This window comes from Photorhabdus luminescens subsp. luminescens, from assembly GCF_001083805.1.
Taxonomy (GTDB): Bacteria; Pseudomonadota; Gammaproteobacteria; order Enterobacterales; family Enterobacteriaceae; genus Photorhabdus; species Photorhabdus luminescens.
The window spans coordinates 495499-513686 of the sequence record NZ_JXSK01000001.1; the positions used below are offsets into that span (position 1 = coordinate 495499).

General features: G+C 43.4%; 17 protein-coding genes and 1 pseudogene. 7 read left to right on the plus strand and 11 right to left on the minus strand.

Annotated features, from left to right (window positions below; genetic code table 11):
* Nucleotides 1-25: 25 nt before the first annotated feature.
* Nucleotides 26-1332 (minus strand): annotated as a pseudogene (locus TI10_RS26560) (phage tail sheath family protein).
* A 75-nt stretch (nt 1333-1407) separates the two neighbouring features.
* Entirely contained in the window at nt 1408-1857 is a 450-nt protein-coding gene (locus TI10_RS01975; RefSeq protein ID WP_049581485.1) for a phage tail protein, read from the minus strand.
* A gap of 686 nt (nt 1858-2543) precedes the next feature.
* Between TI10_RS01975 and TI10_RS01980 the strand changes: the two genes are divergently transcribed.
* The 3 genes from TI10_RS01980 to mazF all read left to right on the plus strand — a co-directional run bounded on the left by TI10_RS01980 (nt 2544) and on the right by mazF (nt 5416).
* On the plus strand, nt 2544-4529 hold the full coding sequence (locus tag TI10_RS01980; protein ID WP_053093411.1) for an alkyl/aryl-sulfatase: 1986 nt from the start codon (nt 2544-2546) through the stop codon (nt 4527-4529).
* A gap of 309 nt (nt 4530-4838) precedes the next feature.
* A complete protein-coding gene (locus TI10_RS01985) occupies nt 4839-5084 on the plus strand; it encodes an AbrB/MazE/SpoVT family DNA-binding domain-containing protein (RefSeq protein ID WP_049581486.1) in 246 nt (81 codons plus the stop codon).
* Entirely contained in the window at nt 5084-5416 is a 333-nt protein-coding gene (gene mazF / locus TI10_RS01990) for an endoribonuclease MazF (protein ID WP_049581487.1), read from the plus strand. The genes TI10_RS01985 and mazF overlap by 1 nt, the downstream gene beginning before the upstream one ends.
* A 193-nt stretch (nt 5417-5609) precedes the next feature.
* Here the strand turns inward: mazF and TI10_RS01995 are convergent, their stop codons facing one another.
* The 9 genes from TI10_RS01995 to TI10_RS02035 all read right to left on the minus strand — a co-directional run bounded on the left by TI10_RS01995 (nt 5610) and on the right by TI10_RS02035 (nt 14847).
* Nucleotides 5610-7553, minus strand: coding sequence for an exoribonuclease II (locus TI10_RS01995; RefSeq protein ID WP_049581488.1), 1944 nt, complete (start codon nt 7551-7553; stop codon nt 5610-5612).
* Between the two features lie 138 nt (nt 7554-7691).
* Nucleotides 7692-8330 carry an endonuclease III gene (nth, locus tag TI10_RS02000; protein ID WP_049581489.1) on the minus strand — a complete coding sequence of 213 codons (639 nt, stop codon included), beginning with the start codon at nt 8328-8330 and terminating at the stop codon, nt 7692-7694.
* 1 nt (nt 8331) lies between these two features.
* Nucleotides 8332-9030: an electron transport complex subunit E gene (locus TI10_RS02005; RefSeq protein WP_049581490.1), complete on the minus strand. Its 699-nt coding sequence runs from the start codon at nt 9028-9030 to the stop codon at nt 8332-8334.
* Nucleotides 9027-9656, minus strand: coding sequence for an electron transport complex subunit RsxG (gene rsxG / locus TI10_RS02010; RefSeq protein WP_049581492.1), 630 nt, complete (start codon nt 9654-9656; stop codon nt 9027-9029). The genes TI10_RS02005 and rsxG overlap by 4 nt, the downstream gene beginning before the upstream one ends.
* A 9-nt stretch (nt 9657-9665) precedes the next feature.
* Nucleotides 9666-10745 (minus strand): electron transport complex subunit RsxD, encoded by a 1080-nt coding sequence (rsxD, locus tag TI10_RS02015; protein ID WP_049581493.1) that lies wholly within the window; start codon nt 10743-10745, stop codon nt 9666-9668.
* A 12-nt stretch (nt 10746-10757) separates the two neighbouring features.
* Nucleotides 10758-13094 (minus strand): electron transport complex subunit RsxC, encoded by a 2337-nt coding sequence (gene rsxC, locus TI10_RS02020; RefSeq protein ID WP_049581494.1) that lies wholly within the window; start codon nt 13092-13094, stop codon nt 10758-10760.
* The gene (gene rsxB / locus TI10_RS02025; RefSeq protein ID WP_049581495.1) at nt 13087-13719 is read right to left on the minus strand and encodes an electron transport complex subunit RsxB; all 633 of its coding nucleotides are present in this window, start codon (nt 13717-13719) and stop codon (nt 13087-13089) included. The genes rsxC and rsxB overlap by 8 nt, the downstream gene beginning before the upstream one ends.
* Nucleotides 13719-14300, minus strand: coding sequence for an electron transport complex subunit RsxA (rsxA, locus tag TI10_RS02030; RefSeq protein WP_049581496.1), 582 nt, complete (start codon nt 14298-14300; stop codon nt 13719-13721). The genes rsxB and rsxA overlap by 1 nt, the downstream gene beginning before the upstream one ends.
* A gap of 106 nt (nt 14301-14406) precedes the next feature.
* The gene (locus TI10_RS02035; protein ID WP_049581497.1) at nt 14407-14847 is read right to left on the minus strand and encodes a DUF2569 domain-containing protein; all 441 of its coding nucleotides are present in this window, start codon (nt 14845-14847) and stop codon (nt 14407-14409) included.
* 184 nt (nt 14848-15031) lie between these two features.
* Here TI10_RS02035 and TI10_RS02040 point away from each other — a divergent pair, with 184 nt between their 5' ends.
* From TI10_RS02040 to TI10_RS02055, 4 genes are all read left to right on the plus strand, one after another.
* Nucleotides 15032-16069: an oxidoreductase gene (locus TI10_RS02040; RefSeq protein WP_049581498.1), complete on the plus strand. Its 1038-nt coding sequence runs from the start codon at nt 15032-15034 to the stop codon at nt 16067-16069.
* Between the two features lie 61 nt (nt 16070-16130).
* The gene (locus TI10_RS02045) at nt 16131-17108 is read left to right on the plus strand and encodes a bile acid:sodium symporter family protein (RefSeq protein ID WP_049581499.1); all 978 of its coding nucleotides are present in this window, start codon (nt 16131-16133) and stop codon (nt 17106-17108) included.
* Between the two features lie 125 nt (nt 17109-17233).
* On the plus strand, nt 17234-17404 hold the full coding sequence (locus TI10_RS23390; RefSeq protein ID WP_437438538.1) for a hypothetical protein: 171 nt from the start codon (nt 17234-17236) through the stop codon (nt 17402-17404).
* A 399-nt stretch (nt 17405-17803) separates the two neighbouring features.
* Entirely contained in the window at nt 17804-18064 is a 261-nt protein-coding gene (locus TI10_RS02055; RefSeq protein ID WP_053093412.1) for a type II toxin-antitoxin system ParD family antitoxin, read from the plus strand.
* Nucleotides 18065-18188: the final 124 nt, after the last annotated feature.

Genomic DNA, 18188 nt, shown 5'->3' on the forward strand with positions numbered 1-18188 from the left:
GGTGTTAAACCGCGCCTCAATACGGTTACTGTGCTACGTATTGCGAAAATTGAAGGATAATAAATTCAGCAGGACGAACCGCGGCCATACCGACTTTGACAATCATTTTTCCTTGCTGAATGTCGTCTTCAGACATGGTGATATCTTTACCAATCTGGACAAAGTAGGCTTCCTGCGGTTTATTTCCTGCTAGTGCGCCTTGTTGCCAAAGTTGATAGAGGTAGTTGTCAATGGCTGTTTGTACTCGTTTCCAGGTAGGTTGGCTATTCGGTTCAAAGACAGCAAATCGCATTGCCCGCTTGATATCTCGTTCCGCTGTATTAAATAAACGCCGTACCGGAATGTAGCGCCAGTTGTCCGTTTGATCTAATGTGCGTGCTCCCCAAATCAGTGTGCCTTTGCCGGTAAAGTGACGGATAGCATTAATACCTGCGTCATTCATGGCGCCTTGGCCAGAATCGGTAATTGCTACAGCAGGTTTGGCATTATTCAGTGCTACATTAGCGGGGGCTTTCCAGACGCCACGACTGGCATCAGTTGACGCATAAATACCCGCAACAGCGGCGCTTGGGGTAAGGTAATTTTAGTGGTTTTCAATACGTCATCGACCGCCTTTTTAGCTTTAGTGTGTTCGTCTGGAGAAGCAGTTTTCAGTGCTGCCAGGGTATCGATACCGTCATAACCGCTTAGCGTAATATGGGCATCTGCCGGTTGGCTGTAAGTAAAAGAGGTTTCTAAATTAGGGTAATAGACAGCGGTTTTATCTGGTTGGGTATTGGGTTTATCTGTTTCATTTTTACTATCAGCAATTAGGAAGTAACCTACTTTTTGTTGCAATAAGGAGTTTACTGCATCGTAGACCGCTTGTTTTGTGCAATTTACTAACGTTGTGTCTGTTTCAGAGCAGACCAGTAAAGTGATTTCCTGTTGTTTTTCAATCACCTCTGGTAGTGCCGCTAATTCTGCTGTTGCAGTACTGCTGCTAGCTTCCAGCGGCAACAGATAACAGACTCCACCGCCGTTGTTAAAATAGTGTTGTATTGCAAAGGCGCTCAAAGAAGTGGCTGTGACAGTGGCGACATAGGTATAGGTTTTTTGGGAATTTTCACTCTTACTTGTAGCTTTCACTGACACAGCCGGTGAAAGTGAAAACTGTGAAATAAAATCCAACCAACTGGTGATTCTAATACAGCTCCCCTTTGTGGGTTGACTCCCGTCTTTTTTAAAAAACTTACCAATAAAGACAGGAATGGCGGTTGGGCTATTGCTAATCGATAGCGATAGTGAGGCGTCTTCTTCAATATAAACGCCGGGATGGGTTGTTATTGTCATATATATTGCCTCCAATTATCTGGCGGTATTTTGCATGAACTGTAGCATGAGGAATTCAGCCGTTATTTTGGCGTTTTAAGCTGCCTGAATCATTACTCTATCCGCAGTTAGTTTTATTTCTTGAACTGCAATATCATTGCTGGTGGCATCAAAAGAAGGGGAGGTTAATGAAGTTGGGAACGCATTTGCTACGCTCCAGCTCATTAAAATTTCGGTGCCGGCTTCATTAGTCAGGCTAATTGAAACATCTTTTTTCTCAACTTGATTAAGCTGAATGGAATTAAGCCAATCAAAAAGTTTTGTATCCCCAGGAAATACCCCTTTACGTAGCGTAATATTGATCAACTGACGTTGTCCCGGCATTTTATAGTGATTACCGGTACCATCTTTATATTCTATTACATCATAACTGATATCGAGCCCAGAAACGTTGTTGAAAGGGATTTGTTCATCACCAACGGAAACAACAAATCGATAAGTTGGTATTGGATAATCAACCGCAATTTGTTCTGTAGTTACGGACATGGTTTATTTCCTTAATTTGTTATTTATAGAGTAGGTCAGTGCGGTTATCGCTATACCCTTCATCTTTCAAGCTGCTGCTTTGTTGGCTGCTTTCACTCACCCCAGTCACATAGTTATCTATGCTCCTGGGGATTCGTTCACTTGCCGCCGCGCGGCAACTTGAAATCTATTAGGTATATATTTCTCTTAGCATTTAGCGATAGACAATAGCTACCGCACTAACCTGTTTTGCCTTGGTTACTATTTATATAGGAGCGTTTTACATAGGAACGTTATTTGGTGAATCTAAGATCACATTAATGATCACGGTAAATTATAATCAACGTTTGTTAGTTTTAAATATCAATTGTTAATACATGTGATTATTGGTTATAAAAACAATTCATATTGAAATTGTTTCTTAATCATATTGTTATACTTTTCTAGCAAAGCATGAATAAATATTGTGTTATAACTTTTGACATGAAGGTAATGATTCTTTGTTAATAAAATTATTTATTAACAAATGGTTATGTATTATTTTTTTGGATTTAATCCAGCAGGGCGCTTAGTTTTAATAATGGGAGGTTCATGAAATGAGGATCTCGTTATCTATCGTTAGTCAGCTATGATTCATATCGTTTTGGTTTTATGCATAAAGTTATATTTGATTCGATAGTTAAATATTGCTAAAGGAATATTACCTTATGAATTATAAATACTTACTAGCTATTTCAACCGCAGTGTCGTTTACCCTTTTTACTATGCCAACATTGAGTCACTCTGACCGTTCTCTTCCAGCGACTACAATAACCAAACAAGTCAATGCTGAAATGGCATCTACTTTACCTTTCAACGATAAATCTGATTTTGATGATGCTAAACGTGGTTTTATCGCTAAACCAGATTCTCTGATTATTCGTGATGCTAACGGTAAGGTGGTATTGGATCTTGACAGATATCGTCAATTTATTACCGATAAAACGCCAGCTCCAGATACCGTTAACCCGAGCTTGTGGCGTAATGCCCAACTCAATATGGAATATGGGCTTTATAAAGTGAGTGATCACATTTATCAAGTGCGCGGCTATGACATATCTAATGTGACTTTTGTTGAGGGAAATACCGGGTGGATTGTTTTAGATCCGGCTACGTCTGCGGAAACAGCCAAAGCAGCCTATGATTTAGTCAGCGAAAATTTAGGTAAAAAGCCGGTGGTGGGGGTAGTTTATAGCCATTCTCATGTTGACCATTACGGTGGTGTGCGCGGCATTGTCAATGAGGATGATGTTAAAGCAGGTAAAGTTCAGATCCTAGCGCCGGAAGGTTTTATGGAACATGCCGCTAGTGAGAATGTGATTGCGGGTAATGCGATGGGCCGTCGGGTTGTTTATATGTTTGGTACCTTATTACCCAGTAACCCTCAAGGCAGTGTGAATTCTGGCTTAAGTGCAACAGTACCGACTGGAACGGTAACATTGATCCCACCAACACAGACTATCAAAGTAACCGGTGAGAAAGTGACGGTTGATGGTGTTGAGATGGTATTCCAGATAACGCCTGGCACGGAAGCCCCTTCAGAGATGAATACTTGGTTTCCGCAATGGAAGGCGATGTGGATGGCAGAAAATACGACTAATTCCATGCACAATATTTTATCGTTGCGTGGAGCTCAGGTGCGTAATGCTTTGGCTTGGTCAAAATATATTAATCAGACCATCGATTTGTACGGCGATCAGGTTGAAGTGAAATTCCAGAGTCATAACTGGCCAATGTGGGGCAAAGAGCGGGTGGTGGATTACTTTAAAAAACAACGTGATTTATACAAATATATCCACGACCAGACGGTGAATCTGATGAATAAAGGTTACACCGGTGAGGAGATTTCCGAGATGATAAATTTGCCATCAGAGTTGGCGAGTTATTTTCCGAATCGTGGTTATCATGGCGCATTGCGTCATAATGCCCGCGCGGTTTATCAGTTCTATATGGGGTGGTATAGCGGGAATCCCTCTGATCTAAATAACCTGCCGCCTAAACCTTCTGCGATTAAATATGTGGAATATATGGGGGGCGAGGCAGCGGTAATAAAACGTGCCCAAGCTGATTTTAATAAAGGGGAATATCGTTGGGCGGCACAAGTGCTTAAGCATGTTGTTTTTGCTAATCCTGATAGTGTGGCAGGAAAAAGATTGCTAGCTAAAACCTATGAGCAGTTAGGTTACCAGTCTGAATCAAATTCCTGGCGGTCGGCTTATTTGCAGGGCGCTGCGGAGTTGCGTCGTGGTGTGCCAAAATCCGGTAGCTTGGATATTGCCAGCCCGGATACTATTCGTGCTATGTCGCCTGAAATGTTATTTGATTATTTGGCGGTACGGTTAAACGGGTCTAAGGCTGCCGGTAAGAAATTAGTGATGAATGTTAATTTCACTGATCTCAATAAGCATTACACGTTGACGGTGGAAAATGGTGTGCTGAATTATACTGAGAAGCAGGCGGTACAGGCGGATGTTACCTTGACGTTGACGAAAGCTGTTCTGGATAAGATTCAGTTGGGGGAAGGTAAATTTGACAGTGAGGTGCAAAAACAGAATGTGAAGATTACGGGAAACCGAGCCAAGTTTGATGAATTTATCGGCCTGTTGGACAGCTTCCCATTCTGGTTCAATATAGTGACGCCCCGTGCAGAATAGAAGGTAATGTAACCTGAGGTTTGCTTAAGAAGGGAACTCAGCGCCTGAGGCACGATCAAAGTTTTTGTCAAAGAAAACAAAATCGTGGAGATCCTCAGGCATGCCTAATTTAGAAGAACTTTACTGCTGTGTCGATGATTTTTGCCAACAATTTATCCCTCTCTGGCATCAACAGTTAATTGCAAATAAAATTGGTTATTTTTTTACCCATCCCCCCGATAGGGTTCGCAAGTGCAGTATCAACAAAGTTGATACTTGAAATGAACACGGATAGAGTATCTTCATTGTTGATACTATGAGGATTTAAATATGGCAAAAGTCGTCGTGAAAAAATGGGGAAACAGCCCTTCTGTACGTCTTCCGGTCGCTATTATGCAAGCTGCTTCGCTAAATGTTGATGATACGGTTGATATTGCTGTTGAAGATGGTCGAATTATCATTATTCCGGTCAAAGCGAAAGAGTATTCTCTTGACGCACTATTAGCTGGAATTACACCCGAAAATATTCATGAAAAAATGGATTTTGGTGCTCCAGTTGGTAAGGAATTGATCTGATGGTTTCTCGTTTTGTGCCTGATTCTGGTGATATTATTTGGATTGACTTTGATCCTATGGCTGGGCACGAGCAGGGAGGCCATCGCCCCGCAGTCGTACTGAGTCCATTTGCCTATAACAATAAAGTGGGATTGCTGCTCTGTGTTCCTTGCACAACTAAAGTGAAAGATTATCCTTTTGAAGTTGAATTATCAGGAAGCCGTAATAGTGTTGCCTTAGCTGATCAGGTGACATGTGTTGATTGGCGAGCCAGAAAAGTAACAAAAAAAGGTCATGTTAATTCTTCAGAACTGGAGGATATAAAGGCTAAAGCAAAGGCGCTTATCGGATAACAGGGCACTTTAGGCGGCTTAATTGCTTATACATTCCCACCTAAAAAACCGAGCTTGAATTTACGGGATTGTGATATCGCTATTTTTAAACGAAACTGAGGTTAATGTAATCATTCGCCTTGATTGCGAATTTTTAATATCAAACTACAGCGATTGAGCTGTAGTTTGACGCAGAAAGGGGTTATGAGAAAAATCAGGCCGTAGGGCGGGCGACGATATTACGGGTTTCCATTCTGACTTCCTCAATACGAACATCAATGATATCGTTTAATTGGTAAGCGACTTCACCTTTGATAATCACAGTGCCGGTCTCTTGGCTACATTGCAGTTCATCACGCACGGCATGTAGGAATGGCGCCGGTATAAAGGCCACCGCACCGTTATCGACCAGTCGGACACGTAAACCACCACGGGTAATATCAATGATTTCTGCGGTAAATCGTTGCTCGGTTCCTGCATGTGGTTGCAGGAAGCGTGCATACAGCCAGTCTCCTACATCACGTTCGGCCATACGATTCAATCTGCGACGTTCAGCCAGTTGCAAACAGGTTTCTTCTGAGGGTTGTTCCGCGCCCGTTTTTTGAATAATCGCTTTCAGTAAACGATGGTTAATCATGTCGCTGTATTTACGGATCGGTGATGTCCAGGTGGCGTAAGCATCAAAACCGAGACCAAAATGAGGACCGGGTTCAGGTTTAATTTCTGCGAAAGTCTGGAAACGACGAATGCGACTATCAAGGAATTGGGTTGGTTGTTTATCCAATTCACGGCGTAATTTGCAGAAGCCGTTTAAGGTCAACAATTCTTCTGTGTTGGCATCGATACCATTTTCTTGCAGTAATTCAACTACTTGTTCAATTTGCAGCGGCTCAAAGCCCATATGGACATTGTAAATACCAAAACCTAACTTATCGCGTAGTATTTTTGCGGCGCACAGGTTGGAAGTGATCATTGCTTCTTCAACAATACGGTTGGCTGTACGGCGTTGTTCTACCACGATATCCAGTACGTAACCATTATCATCGAGGATGAAGCGATAATCAGGACGATCTTTGAAAATAAGCGCATTTTGGTGGCGCCATTGGTTACGGCGATCACTCATTTCTTTCAGGAGAGTGATTTGAGTCTTAATCGCTTCAGAAGCAGGTTTCCAAGTTCCGGTTTCTTCCAGCCAGTCAGAAACTTCGTCATAAACCAATTTAGCTTTTGATTCAACCCAGGTAGAAAAAAACGCAATGTCATCACCCAGTTGACCATCTGCCAGAATCGAAACCTGACAAACCAATGCCGGGCGACGGGCGTTAGGGCGCAGAGAGCATAAATTCTCTGACAGGTCGCGGGGCAACATGGGGATATTAAAACCGGGCAGGTAGTTGGTGAAAGCACGTTGATGGGCGATTTGGTCCAGTTCGCTGTCAGCCGCAATATAAGCAGTTGGATCAGCGATGGCGATACTGAGTTTCAGGCTACCATCATTTTGCTTAGCGATATGTAAAGCATCGTCCATATCTTCCGTGGTTGCACTGTCGATAGTAACAAAATCCAGCGACGTTAAGTCAATACGCTCAAGATCGCCATCGTTCATCTGGCAATCAGCAGTCATGGAGGGAGCCTCACGTTCCAGATTATGGCGAGTGAGTGTTACCCACCAAGGGGCGTAGTGATTGTTACCCTCAGTAATATAGCCGGTAATTTCCGCATGAAAACCACGACTGCCTTTCAATGGATGATGGCGCATTTCAGCGACCGCCCAATCACCATGCTGAAATGGATGAATGACCTGATTGGCCGGCCGGCAAGGGATAGCATCTCTTAGCAGTGGGTGATCAGGAACGATCCATAAACGGTTATCATTTTCTTTTTTCTGGATACGGCCAACGAAACGATTGAGAAATGGTTCAATCAAGGTTTCTGGTTCGGCGATCTCTCTTTCTTTATCAGTATGAATAGCGGCAGTGACTCGATCGCCATGCATAACTTTTTTCATGTGTGGAGGAGGAATGAAATAACTTTTTTGCCCATCGACTTCTAAGAATCCGAATCCTTTTTCGGTACCTTTGACCAAACCTTCTACTCGAAGTGTTTGGGAATGAAGTTGCTGTTTTAGCTGTGCAAGCAGCGGGTTGTTTTGAAACATAATATCCGCGGAGAAAGTTGAGGGTTATTATCAGATAGTTTTTGGAATAACAGTTTTACGCGAATTGGCGGTGTCGAGCAAGCAACATCTGCAAAATAGCGTAAGACAGTATGGAAATTGCATTGAAAATTACAATAGTTACTCAGGGTAAATTTTTTCTTTAAATTCGCATAGATCTTCAATAATACAAGAACCACAACGAGGTTTACGGGCTATGCAGGTATAACGACCGTGTAAAATAAGCCAATGATGACAATCAACTTTAAATTCGGCCGGGACGACTTGCAGTAATTTATTTTCGACTTCATCAACATTTTTACCGGGCGCGAATTGAGTACGGTTGCAAACGCGAAAAATATGGGTATCGACCGCAATAGTCGGCCAGCCGAAAGCGGTGTTTAATACCACATTGGCTGTCTTGCGGCCAACACCTGGCAATGCTTCCAATGCAGCGCGATCTTCAGGAACCTCGCCAGCATGTTTTTCTAGCAATATTCGGCAGGTTTTAATTGTGTTTTCCGCTTTGGTGTTATAAAGACCGATAGTTTTTATATACTCTTTTAGCCCATCTACACCAAGGTCAAGTATTGCCTTTGGGGTATTAGCAACCGGATAGAGTTTTGCTGTGGCTTTATTAACACTCACATCTGTCGCTTGTGCTGAAAGTAGTACTGAAATAAGTAACTCAAATGGTGTTGTGAAAACTAATTCAGTTGTTGGCTTTGGGTTGTTATCCCGTAAACGCGTTAGAATTTCGATACGTTTCTGTTTGTTCATATCAAATGGAACTCTCTGATCTTGGTGACACTGTTATTGCACTGCTTTTTTCTTTTATTGCTCTGGTTTTCATTTTTTCGTCAATAAGATATTTCACTGCCAGCATTAATCCTAAACCGATAAAAGCGCCGGGTGGTAAAATCGCTAACAGGAAAGGGGAATCCATATGAACGATTTCTATTCGTAATACTTTAGCCCAATTACCCAGAAGTAAATCCGCGCCATCAAAGAGGGTTCCATTACCGAGAACTTCTCTAATCGCACCGAGAACAAACAGCGCAAAAGTGGCTCCTAACCCCATAGCTAAGCCGTCAATCGTGGAAGGCATAATCGGGTTTTTCGCGGCGTAGGCTTCAGCGCGACCAATAACAATACAGTTAGTCACAATCAGCGGAATGAAAATTCCTAATGATTCATACAGGCCAAAAGCATAGGCGTTAATCAGCATCTGAACAGCACTTACAACCGAGGCGATGATCATAACATAAATTGGAATACGGATCTCATTGGGCACCCAACGACGCAAACTGGAAACTGCAATGTTGGTACAGACAAGAACCAGTGTCGTTGCCAGTCCTAAACCGAGGGCGTTGGTTGCCGTGGAAGATACCGCTAACAGTGGACATAATCCTAGCAGTTGTACTAAAGCAGAGTTATTTTTCCATAACCCTTGGATAAATAAATTTTTGGTTTCACTCATGATTTTTCTCCACAAGATTCTAGAGAAGAGAGATGTTCAGGTAGGGTTTGTAAATAAAGCGCGGTCCGTTTAACGGAGTTTACCACCGCGCGTGGGGTAATAGTGGCGCCGGTAAATTGATCAAACTCACCACCGTCTTTTTTCACCGCCCAGTGCCGGTCATGATTGGATGTGATGGTTTTCCCTGAGAATACATTAATCCAGTCTGAAATCCGGGTTTCAATTTTGTCCCCCAGTCCTGGGGTTTCATGATGTTCTGTAACTCGGACTCCTAGCACTTTTCCTGAGAAATCTGCTCCAACCAGTAACTGAATGGCGCCGGAATAACCATCCGGCGCCGTACTTTCTAGTGCTGCCGCTACGGGCTGACCATTTTTACGGGCCAGGTAGAGACGATGAGGCAAGTTATTGCCCAGAGCATCAGCATTGACTAGATAGCATTCGTTTTGTATATCGTTGTCGTATAAAACAGGCGGAATAACCTGATCAAGCAGCGACTTGTGTTGTAATGCGGCCTGTTCTGCAATAGTACTTTTAGTGAGTGAATTCACGACAGCCGTCAGCCCGGTGGTAATTGCAGCAAAAATGGCTAGCGTGATGCCGTGACGTCGCATGGTTTCTAACATAACGGCTCCTTATTTATGCCCGTAAACGCGGGGTTGGGTGTAATGGTCAATGAGCGGCACGGTGATATTCGCCAATAAGACCGCAAACGCTATGGCATCAGGATAACCACCATAAACACGGATAAGCCAGACTAACAAGCCAATCATGGCGCCAAAAACCAAACGACCTTTAGGTGTCGTGGAAGCACTGACTGGATCGGTTGCAATAAAGAATGCGCCTAGCATGGTTGCACCGGAGAACAGTTGTAATAATGGCGGCGAATAACGGGATGGATCAATCAGCCAGCTTGTAAGTGCGCATAAGCCTAATACCAAGATAAATGCCACAGGAATTTGCCAGGTTATCACTTTTCTGTTCAGTAGAATAAGCCCGCCAACAAGATAAGCAATGTTGACCCATTGCCAGCCAATACCAGCCAGAGATCCTTGTAATATGGGTTGGCGAAGAACGTCATCAATATTGTGAGTCAATAAACCGGTTTTGAAACTATCCAGCGGTGTGGCCTGGCTAATCCCGTCAAAGCCTTGTTGCAATTGCTGTAATGTTGTTCCATCGGGGGTATGGCTGGTGAAAATCACCATCAGGCAGTCTAGTGGTGTAATTTGTGTTGCCAGTAAATCCATCGGCGGCAACCAACTGGTCATTTGCACTGGAAATGATATTAGCAGTACGACATAACCCACCATTGCCGGGTTGAATGGATTTTGACCAAGACCGCCATATAAGTGTTTGGCAATAATCACTGCAAAGGCAGTCCCCAATACAATTAGCCACCAGGGAGCCAGCGGCGGAAGGCTGATTCCTAAAAGTAAGCCTGTTAGTAACGCCGAATTATCCTGTAAACGAGGCATAATTGCCTGTTTACGCAACGACAGGGAAAATGATTCCGCAAGCAGGGCAGTAATCACTGCGAGTAGGATCTGGAACAAGGTACCGTAACTAAAGAAGTAAGTTTGTACGGCAATACCGGGTATCGCTGCCAGCATAACCCACAGCATGATGCGGCTGGTACTTTGCTGATTGTGTGTAAAAGGCGAACTTGCGACTTTTAGTTTTTTGTTGTCAGTCTGAATGGGTCTGAATTTCATTTATAACAATCACTATTCTATTGAAATTTTCTGTTGTTCCTGAGCGTCTTTTTTGGCCTTAACCCTGGCAATGGCAGCAGCGATCGCGGCTTTACGCGGATCAGTTTCTTCCGCTGGCGGTGCTTCTGACTGAATTTCAGTTAATTGCTGTGTTTGGGCTTTCTTAGCTTTAACACGAGCAATAGCGGCGGCGACAGCGGCTTTACGCGGATCAGTTTCTTCCACTGGCGGTGTTGCTGGCTGAGTTTCAGTTAATTGCTGTGTCTGAGCTTTTTTGGCTTTAACGCGAGCAATGGCAGCGGCAACGGCGGCTTTACGCGGATCGGTTTCTTCCACTGGCGGTGTTGCTGCCGGAGCTTCGGTTAATTGCTGTGTCTGGGCTTTTTTGGCTTTAACGCGAGCAATGGCAGCGGCGACGGCGGCTTTACGCGGATCAGTTTCTTCCGCTGGCGGTGTTGCTGGCTGAGTTTCAGTTAATTGCTGTGTCTGGGCTTTTTTGGCTTTAACGCGAGCAATAGCAGCGGCGACGGCATCTTTACGCGGATCTTGTTTTTCACTAGCGGTAGATTCTGGTTCTCTCGCTTCTAGTGAGGGTGCTACTTCCTGATTTTGAGCTGCTTTCTTCGCTTTAGCTCTGGCAATTGCCGCTGCTAATGCGGCTTTGCGTGGATCTTCCGCACTTGTTGGTTCAGATGGAGCAATACTAATATCTTCCGCCGCCTGTTTTTCCGCTTGGCGAGCGCGAAGCTGTTCTTTTCTTGCCTGACGGGCCGCTATTGCTGTGGAATTATCGGGTACTTGTCCTGGTTCGATAGTGACGGTTTTACCCGCGTTAGCCTGTTTTTCTTTCACGCGGGAAAGCGCATTTTGTACAGCGCTTTTATCTTTATCATCAACTTGAACAGCCGATTTTTTATGTCGTTCCTCTCGGGCCAGTTTTTCCCGCTCCATACGAGCCTGTTTAGCTTCGAAACGAATTTTGGCTTCGGTTGAACGGCGGTTTTCCTGATCCAAAGCCCGAATTTCCGCTTTTTCCTGGCGATAATATTGCACCAGAGGAATATTGCTTGGGCAGACATAAGCACAGGCGCCACATTCAATACAGTCAAACAGATTGTGATCTCTGGCTTTTTCGTGCTCTTGTCCACGACTGAACCAATAGAGTTGTTGCGGCAATAAACGGGCAGGGCAGGCTTCCACACATAATCCACAACGGATACAAGCCTCCTCCGCTGTATTTGAGTCCATTTCCTGATGGGATGGCGCCAGAATACAGTTACTTATCTTAACGATGGGTACGTTGAGGTCAGGTAGAGTGAATCCCATTAAAGGGCCACCCATAATGACCATCTGTTCTGATTGTGGTTCAAACCCGGCTAACTGGAGAAGAAATTGTACCGGAGTACCGAGCCGCGCCCAGAAGTTACCCGGTGAGGCGACTGCTTCGCCAGTAAGCGTAACGACTCGCTCAATCAAAGGTTCTCCATCAATAATGGCGCGTTTGATCGCAACCACTGTACCCACGTTTTGCATTAGTACACCGATAGTAGAGGAACGGCCGCCGGAGGGGACCTCTTTACCGGTCAGGATCTTGGTCAGTTGTTTGGCGCCCCCGGAAGGATATTTGGTTGGAATAACCCGGACAATAATCGATTTATCGCCTTTTAGGGCGGTTTTAAGCGCTTTTATCGCTTCGGGCTTATTATCTTCGATACCAATCAGGATCTGCTCTGGTTTAAGCAGATGTTCCAGAATACGAATGCCCTCAATAAGTTCGCCAGCATGTTCCTGCATCAGGCGGTCATCCGCGGTAATATAAGGTTCGCATTCTGCCGCGTTAATAATCAGCGTCTTAAGACCATGACGGCCGCTTTGTAGTTTGGCGGCGGTAGGAAAACCGGCTCCCCCTAAACCTGCGATACCTGCCTGATGGATTCGGTTCAGGATCGTCTCTGTATCCAGTGCTTGATAATCAAGTGTCTGAATGCGTTCACACCATTGATCGGCACCGTCAGGGCATAAACGAACACATAGCTCTTTCAACCCGGATGGGTGCGCGGTAATACACGGTTCAATAGCAATGATGGTGCCGGAAGTCGATGCATGAACCGGTACAATACGGCCAGTGCCAAATGTTAAAGGTTGGCCTTTAAGCACCTTATCACCCGCTTTAACCAGCAACTCGCCTTCCGTACCCAAATGTTGTTGCAATGGGATGATTAACTCTTCTGGTAGTGGCGCAATGCGTAAAGGAGCTTGGCTGGATTGCAGCTTCATTTCAGGTGGATGAATACCACCGGCAAAATCCCAGATTTTGTTTTTATTGAGTAAGTTGAAGAGATTAAACATGATGTTCAGCCTCAATATTTTTAACTGGGATACTGTTGGCGGAAATCGCGTACGACGGCTGAACAGGAATATTTTTGACTGGAATAGCTTTTAAATCCCATTTCCAATTAGCAGTGGTTGTGACTACAGGGATCATCGTAATACAATCTGTCGGGCAAGGAGCAACGCACAGGTCACAACCGGTGCATAAATCTTCAACCACGGTATGCATAGCTCGGGTAGCACCGATAATAGCGTCTACTGGACAGGCCTGAATACATTTGGTGCAGCCAATGCAATTTTCTTCATCAATAAATGCGACTTTGCGAGCAGGGTTTTGTATGCTTGCATCACCGTCTAATGGTTGCGGATCGACACCGAGCAGCTCTGAAATTTTCAGCATGGCTTGTTCGCCGCCGGGTGCGCATTTGTTAATCATCTCACCATTATTCGCTATGGCTTCGGCATAAGGGCGACAGCCAGGGTAACCACATTGCCCACACTGGCTTTGCGGCAAAAGATCATCAATGTTTTCAACAATGGGGTCCTCTTCCACCTGAAAACGGCGGGCAGCAAACCCCAGGATTAACCCAAAAATTAACCCTAGCGCACTGAGTGCGCCAATAGCAATCCATAATGATGTCATCAGAACTTCACCAAACCACTAAAACCCATAAAAGCCAAGGACATTAAACCCGCAGTGATAAGACCAATAGATGATCCCTTGAAAGGGGCGGGTACATCAGCAACAGCCAGACGTTCACGAATAGCGGCAAACAGTACCATAACAAGAGAGAAACCGGCGGCAGCGCCGAAACCATAGATAGCGGATTGTAAAAAATTGTGTGATTGATTGATATTCAGTAGAGCCACACCAAGTACAGCACAGTTAGTCGTAATCAACGGCAGGAAAATACCCAATAACCGGTATAACGTCGGGCTGGTTTTGCGTACAACAAGCTCGGTGAATTGCACGACAACCGCAATGACAAGAATAAAGCTCAGGGTACGCAAATAGATTAAGTCCAGAGGTAATAAAATAAAGGTATTCACCAGCCATGAACATACAGAAGCCAGTGTCATAACGAATGTTGTTGCAAATCCCATCCCGATAGCAGTTTCCAGCTTTTTAGATACGCCCATAAAAGGGCATAAGCCGAGAAATTTCACCAAGACGAAATTGTTAACCAATACGGTTCCAACAAATAAAAGAAAATAGTCAGTCATTGCTGTGCCTGAAAATGGGTTTGTTGACTTTTTATTAAATTATAAGTATGCCCTCGTCTTACCAGGGGCAATCTATTGTTATGATAACAACCAAAGAAAGTTGAGGTTATCGATCTTGTGTGAAAGTCATTTTGACTCGATGAGAGCGTTTAATGTAGGGGACAAAAATAGCGGTTGCCAATAGTGGCCATGCTAATGCACGTAAAGCCATTTGATCAGGAATAGGGGAGAAAGCGAAAGTTTTCAATGCGATTAATACGGTAATAATAAGCCAAATAATAAAAGCTTGCGGGAATTTTTTTGATCGAGTGAAAAGCAGTTTCAATACCCATAGGGTGAAACACCACATTACCGCAGTAATGGCGACAGAAAGAAACCACATTAAAGTAAAGTGATTATTCCCGGCGCTCAGTACATTGTTTTGACTGAAAAATGCCATGATATATAGGGCAAGCATTACACTGGCGCTGAGAAAGGTCATAATCAGATAAGCCGCCGGAGCCAGAACCCAACCATTAATTCGGTGGTAATCATTGGTTTGATACATAAATCATTCCACTTGAAGCTATACGAAAGAAGAATAATAGGCGATTCTAATGACTTAGGAAATAGATTGATTGAAAGATCTTCAAGGCTGGACTTGGAGATAATTTGCGAAACGGTCATCACCGATGATATTTTTTACGGATGCTGAAATTGCTGCATATTATTAATGAGTTTGAGGGGCTGTTATGCGTGAGCTGTTAAAGGTTGGGTTGGTGGGGTATGGTTATGCGAGTAAAACGTTCCATGCACCATTAATTGCTGGCGCTGCTGGTATTAAATTGGCCGCCATTTCCAGTAGTGATGCTGAGAAAGTGAAATCAGATTGGCCAAATATTCCAATGGTATCCTGCCCTGAGGATCTTTTTAATGATCCCGACATTGATTTAATCGTTATTCCGACACCTAATGATACGCATTATCCTCTAGCACAGAAAGCATTGGCAGCGGGTAAGCATGTTGTGGTGGATAAACCATTTACCATCACAGTTGAACAAGCGGAATCTTTAAAAGAGCAGGCAGAAAAGGCGAATTTATTACTTTCTGTATTTCATAACCGCCGTTGGGATTCCGGCTTTCTAACCATAAAATCGTTAATTAAAGAGAATCGTCTGGGCAAATTAAAATATTTTGCCGCCCATTTTGATCGTTATCGTCCGGTTATACGTCAAAGATGGCGTGAAGCGGCGGGGCAAGGGAGTGGGATTTGGTATGATTTAGGTCCTCATTTACTCGATCAAGCGGTTCAACTGTTTGGTAAACCGCAATTTATTACGGCTGATTTAGGGATGATCCGCCCACATGCGGAAGCGGTAGATTATTTCCACGTGTTGTTGAATTATCCGGATATCAAAGTGGTTCTTCATGCAACAACAGTGGCAGCGGCTGAATCTGCTGTTTATACGTTGCATGGTATGGAAGGCAGTTACGTAAAATATGGTCTTGATCCTCAGGAAGAGCGATTGAAAGCAGGGGAAAGGCCCCCGCATGCCGATTGGGGATATGATATTCGTGATGGTATTGTGACGCTGTCACGTGGAGAGGAGTTAGTGACTGAACATGTACCGACTTTGCCTGGTAATTATTCTGCTTATTATGCTGCTATCCGTGATGCGATTACACTAGGTAAACCTAATCCAGTGACGGCAAGTGAAGCAATTCAAATCATGAAATTAATTGAAGCTGGTATTCAATCGGCAGAACAACAACGTACAGTAGCAATTTAAGCTATTTATTGATTAGCCTGGTTTGCCGGGCTAATTATTTGCAAAGCAAGGAAAATGATAAATGATTTGGTGGCAAAGGTTAAGAATAGATCCTTTTTTGATGATATTAGTGACGGTAGTCGTTATTGCGACATTCTTTCCTTGCGAGGGTGAAATTAAAGTTTGGTTTCAACGATTAACCACAGCGGCTATTGCTCTGCTGTTCTTTATGCATGGCGCCAAATTATCTCGTCAAGCTATTATTGCCGGCATAGGACATTGGCGACTTCATTTGTTGGTCTTTCTCAGTACCTTTGTCTTATTTCCGATTATTGGATTAGGATTGAATTTTCTAGTACCCGAAATCATGACGCCAACGGTTTATTGGGGATTCCTTTATCTTTGTGCATTACCGGCTACGGTTCAGTCAGCTATTGCTTTTACCTCGGTTGCTGGTGGTAATGTTGCCGCTGCTATTTGCAGTGCTTCGGCATCCAGTATTTTGGGCGTGTTTTTGTCGCCAATATTAGTTGGACTGATGATCCATATCCAGGGTGAAGGTAGCCCCGATACGTTAGAGGCAATAAAATCTATAATTCTTCAATTAATGGTTCCTTTTATTATCGGGCATCTGTCACGGCCATTAATTGCACGTTGGGTGGAGAAACATAAAAAACTGGTCAATATGACTGACCGGTCATCAATTCTTTTGGTGGTTTATGTGGCGTTTAGTGAGGCGGTTGTAGAAGGTATTTGGCATAAGATTGATGGTTATTCGTTACTGATGATTGGGGTTATTTGCTGCATTATGCTGGCGATTGTGCTGATGATTAATACTTATACTGCTCGCTGGTTGGGTTTTAATAAAGAAGACGAAATCACGATTGTTTTTTGCGGTTCGAAAAAGAGTCTGGCTAATGGCGTGCCAATGGCGAATGTTCTATTCCCGGCGGCGACAGTTGGCGTAATGTTGTTGCCGTTGATGATTTTTCATCAAATTCAGTTGATGGTGTGTGCGGTATTAGCGCAACGTTATGCTCAGAGGTTAAAACGGAAATAGATATAAATCTATAATAGGAAATTGTTGTAAATATATATTAATGATGACGAACGCTCATTAACAAAAGACGCGTTATTGCAGGTCTGGAGGCAGCTAACCGGAGAGAAAAATGAGGTGGACGGCCTTTGGCGATCACGGGTGAAAAATTGGATGCAATCCTTATAGCATTGGAAGGTGGGATGTCTAAAGCTGCAATTTGTCGTAATTTTGGCGTAAAAAGAACAACACTAATTGATACATTGAATCGCATAGATAAAACAGAAAATACAAAGAGAAATTATGTTGAAGATAGTTAAATTGATAACATGAATTTTGGTTAAAAATTAAAATCTTTATATTCAGTAAGTTACCCTTTCGTATAGACCGATTTAAAATCAATTTTTCTTCTTAAAGCCAGACGTAGCAAGGGCTGGGAGGGAACGAAGGAACAAATGGGGCTATGGTCGGAAAACCTCTTACAGGCGAATCAGCTCAAGCATCCACATTAGCTGCTTTTCGCCTATGCTAATTATGTTGTAATACACCACATTAATAGTTAATGTATATATATAACTATAGATTAAAAAATCCAATCAGACAACTACTTAAAATTAAAATTGACAGATGCTTAGATGTATATCTGGACAAAACTTTCGGAGTGTAAGAATATGTCTTACACTATGGAATGTTAATTAATTATCTGAATGAGGTGTACTATGGTATCGCGTACAATGACAGTAGATACCGGCGAAGAATTACGTGGTTTTGTAGAAAGCCTAGTTAAATCAGGTTATTACAAAACTAATAGTGAAGTCGTTCGGGAGGGATTACGGTTATTACAGGAAAAACAAGCTGAGTCTAAACTTGAAGCACTTCGTCAGCTAATTGATGAAGGTGATAACAGTGGAGAAGTTGTAGCGTGGGATCTCAATACTTTCCTTACACGTATGAAAAATAAAACACCCAATGTCCAGTAAAACATTTTTTCTAAAGCCTAAAGCTGAACAGGATTTAGAGGCTATTTTTGAATACAGTTATCAAGAATTTGGCCTGGAAAGAGCGTATCAAGATATTGAATTACGCAGCCATATTGTAACAATA

What these genes read in the sequence shown, in the direction of transcription:
- TI10_RS02005 (WP_049581490.1), bottom strand. Translation starts at nt 9,030, where the DNA reads ATGAGTGAAACCAAAAATTTATTTATCCAAGGGTTATGGAAAAATAAC.
- rsxC (WP_049581494.1), bottom strand. Translation starts at nt 13,094, where the DNA reads ATGTTTAATCTCTTCAACTTACTCAATAAAAACAAAATCTGGGATTTT.
- TI10_RS02055 (WP_053093412.1), top strand. Translation starts at nt 17,804, where the DNA reads ATGGTATCGCGTACAATGACAGTAGATACCGGCGAAGAATTACGTGGT.
- TI10_RS01985 (WP_049581486.1), top strand. Translation starts at nt 4,839, where the DNA reads ATGGCAAAAGTCGTCGTGAAAAAATGGGGAAACAGCCCTTCTGTACGT.
- TI10_RS02045 (WP_049581499.1), top strand. Translation starts at nt 16,131, where the DNA reads ATGATTTGGTGGCAAAGGTTAAGAATAGATCCTTTTTTGATGATATTA.
- nth (WP_049581489.1), bottom strand. Translation starts at nt 8,330, where the DNA reads ATGAACAAACAGAAACGTATCGAAATTCTAACGCGTTTACGGGATAAC.
- rsxD (WP_049581493.1), bottom strand. Translation starts at nt 10,745, where the DNA reads ATGAAATTCAGACCCATTCAGACTGACAACAAAAAACTAAAAGTCGCA.
- TI10_RS02040 (WP_049581498.1), top strand. Translation starts at nt 15,032, where the DNA reads ATGCGTGAGCTGTTAAAGGTTGGGTTGGTGGGGTATGGTTATGCGAGT.
- mazF (WP_049581487.1), top strand. Translation starts at nt 5,084, where the DNA reads ATGGTTTCTCGTTTTGTGCCTGATTCTGGTGATATTATTTGGATTGAC.
- TI10_RS01980 (WP_053093411.1), top strand. Translation starts at nt 2,544, where the DNA reads ATGAATTATAAATACTTACTAGCTATTTCAACCGCAGTGTCGTTTACC.
- TI10_RS01995 (WP_049581488.1), bottom strand. Translation starts at nt 7,553, where the DNA reads ATGTTTCAAAACAACCCGCTGCTTGCACAGCTAAAACAGCAACTTCAT.
- TI10_RS02035 (WP_049581497.1), bottom strand. Translation starts at nt 14,847, where the DNA reads ATGTATCAAACCAATGATTACCACCGAATTAATGGTTGGGTTCTGGCT.
- TI10_RS01975 (WP_049581485.1), bottom strand. Translation starts at nt 1,857, where the DNA reads ATGTCCGTAACTACAGAACAAATTGCGGTTGATTATCCAATACCAACT.
- rsxA (WP_049581496.1), bottom strand. Translation starts at nt 14,300, where the DNA reads ATGACTGACTATTTTCTTTTATTTGTTGGAACCGTATTGGTTAACAAT.
- rsxG (WP_049581492.1), bottom strand. Translation starts at nt 9,656, where the DNA reads ATGTTAGAAACCATGCGACGTCACGGCATCACGCTAGCCATTTTTGCT.
- rsxB (WP_049581495.1), bottom strand. Translation starts at nt 13,719, where the DNA reads ATGACATCATTATGGATTGCTATTGGCGCACTCAGTGCGCTAGGGTTA.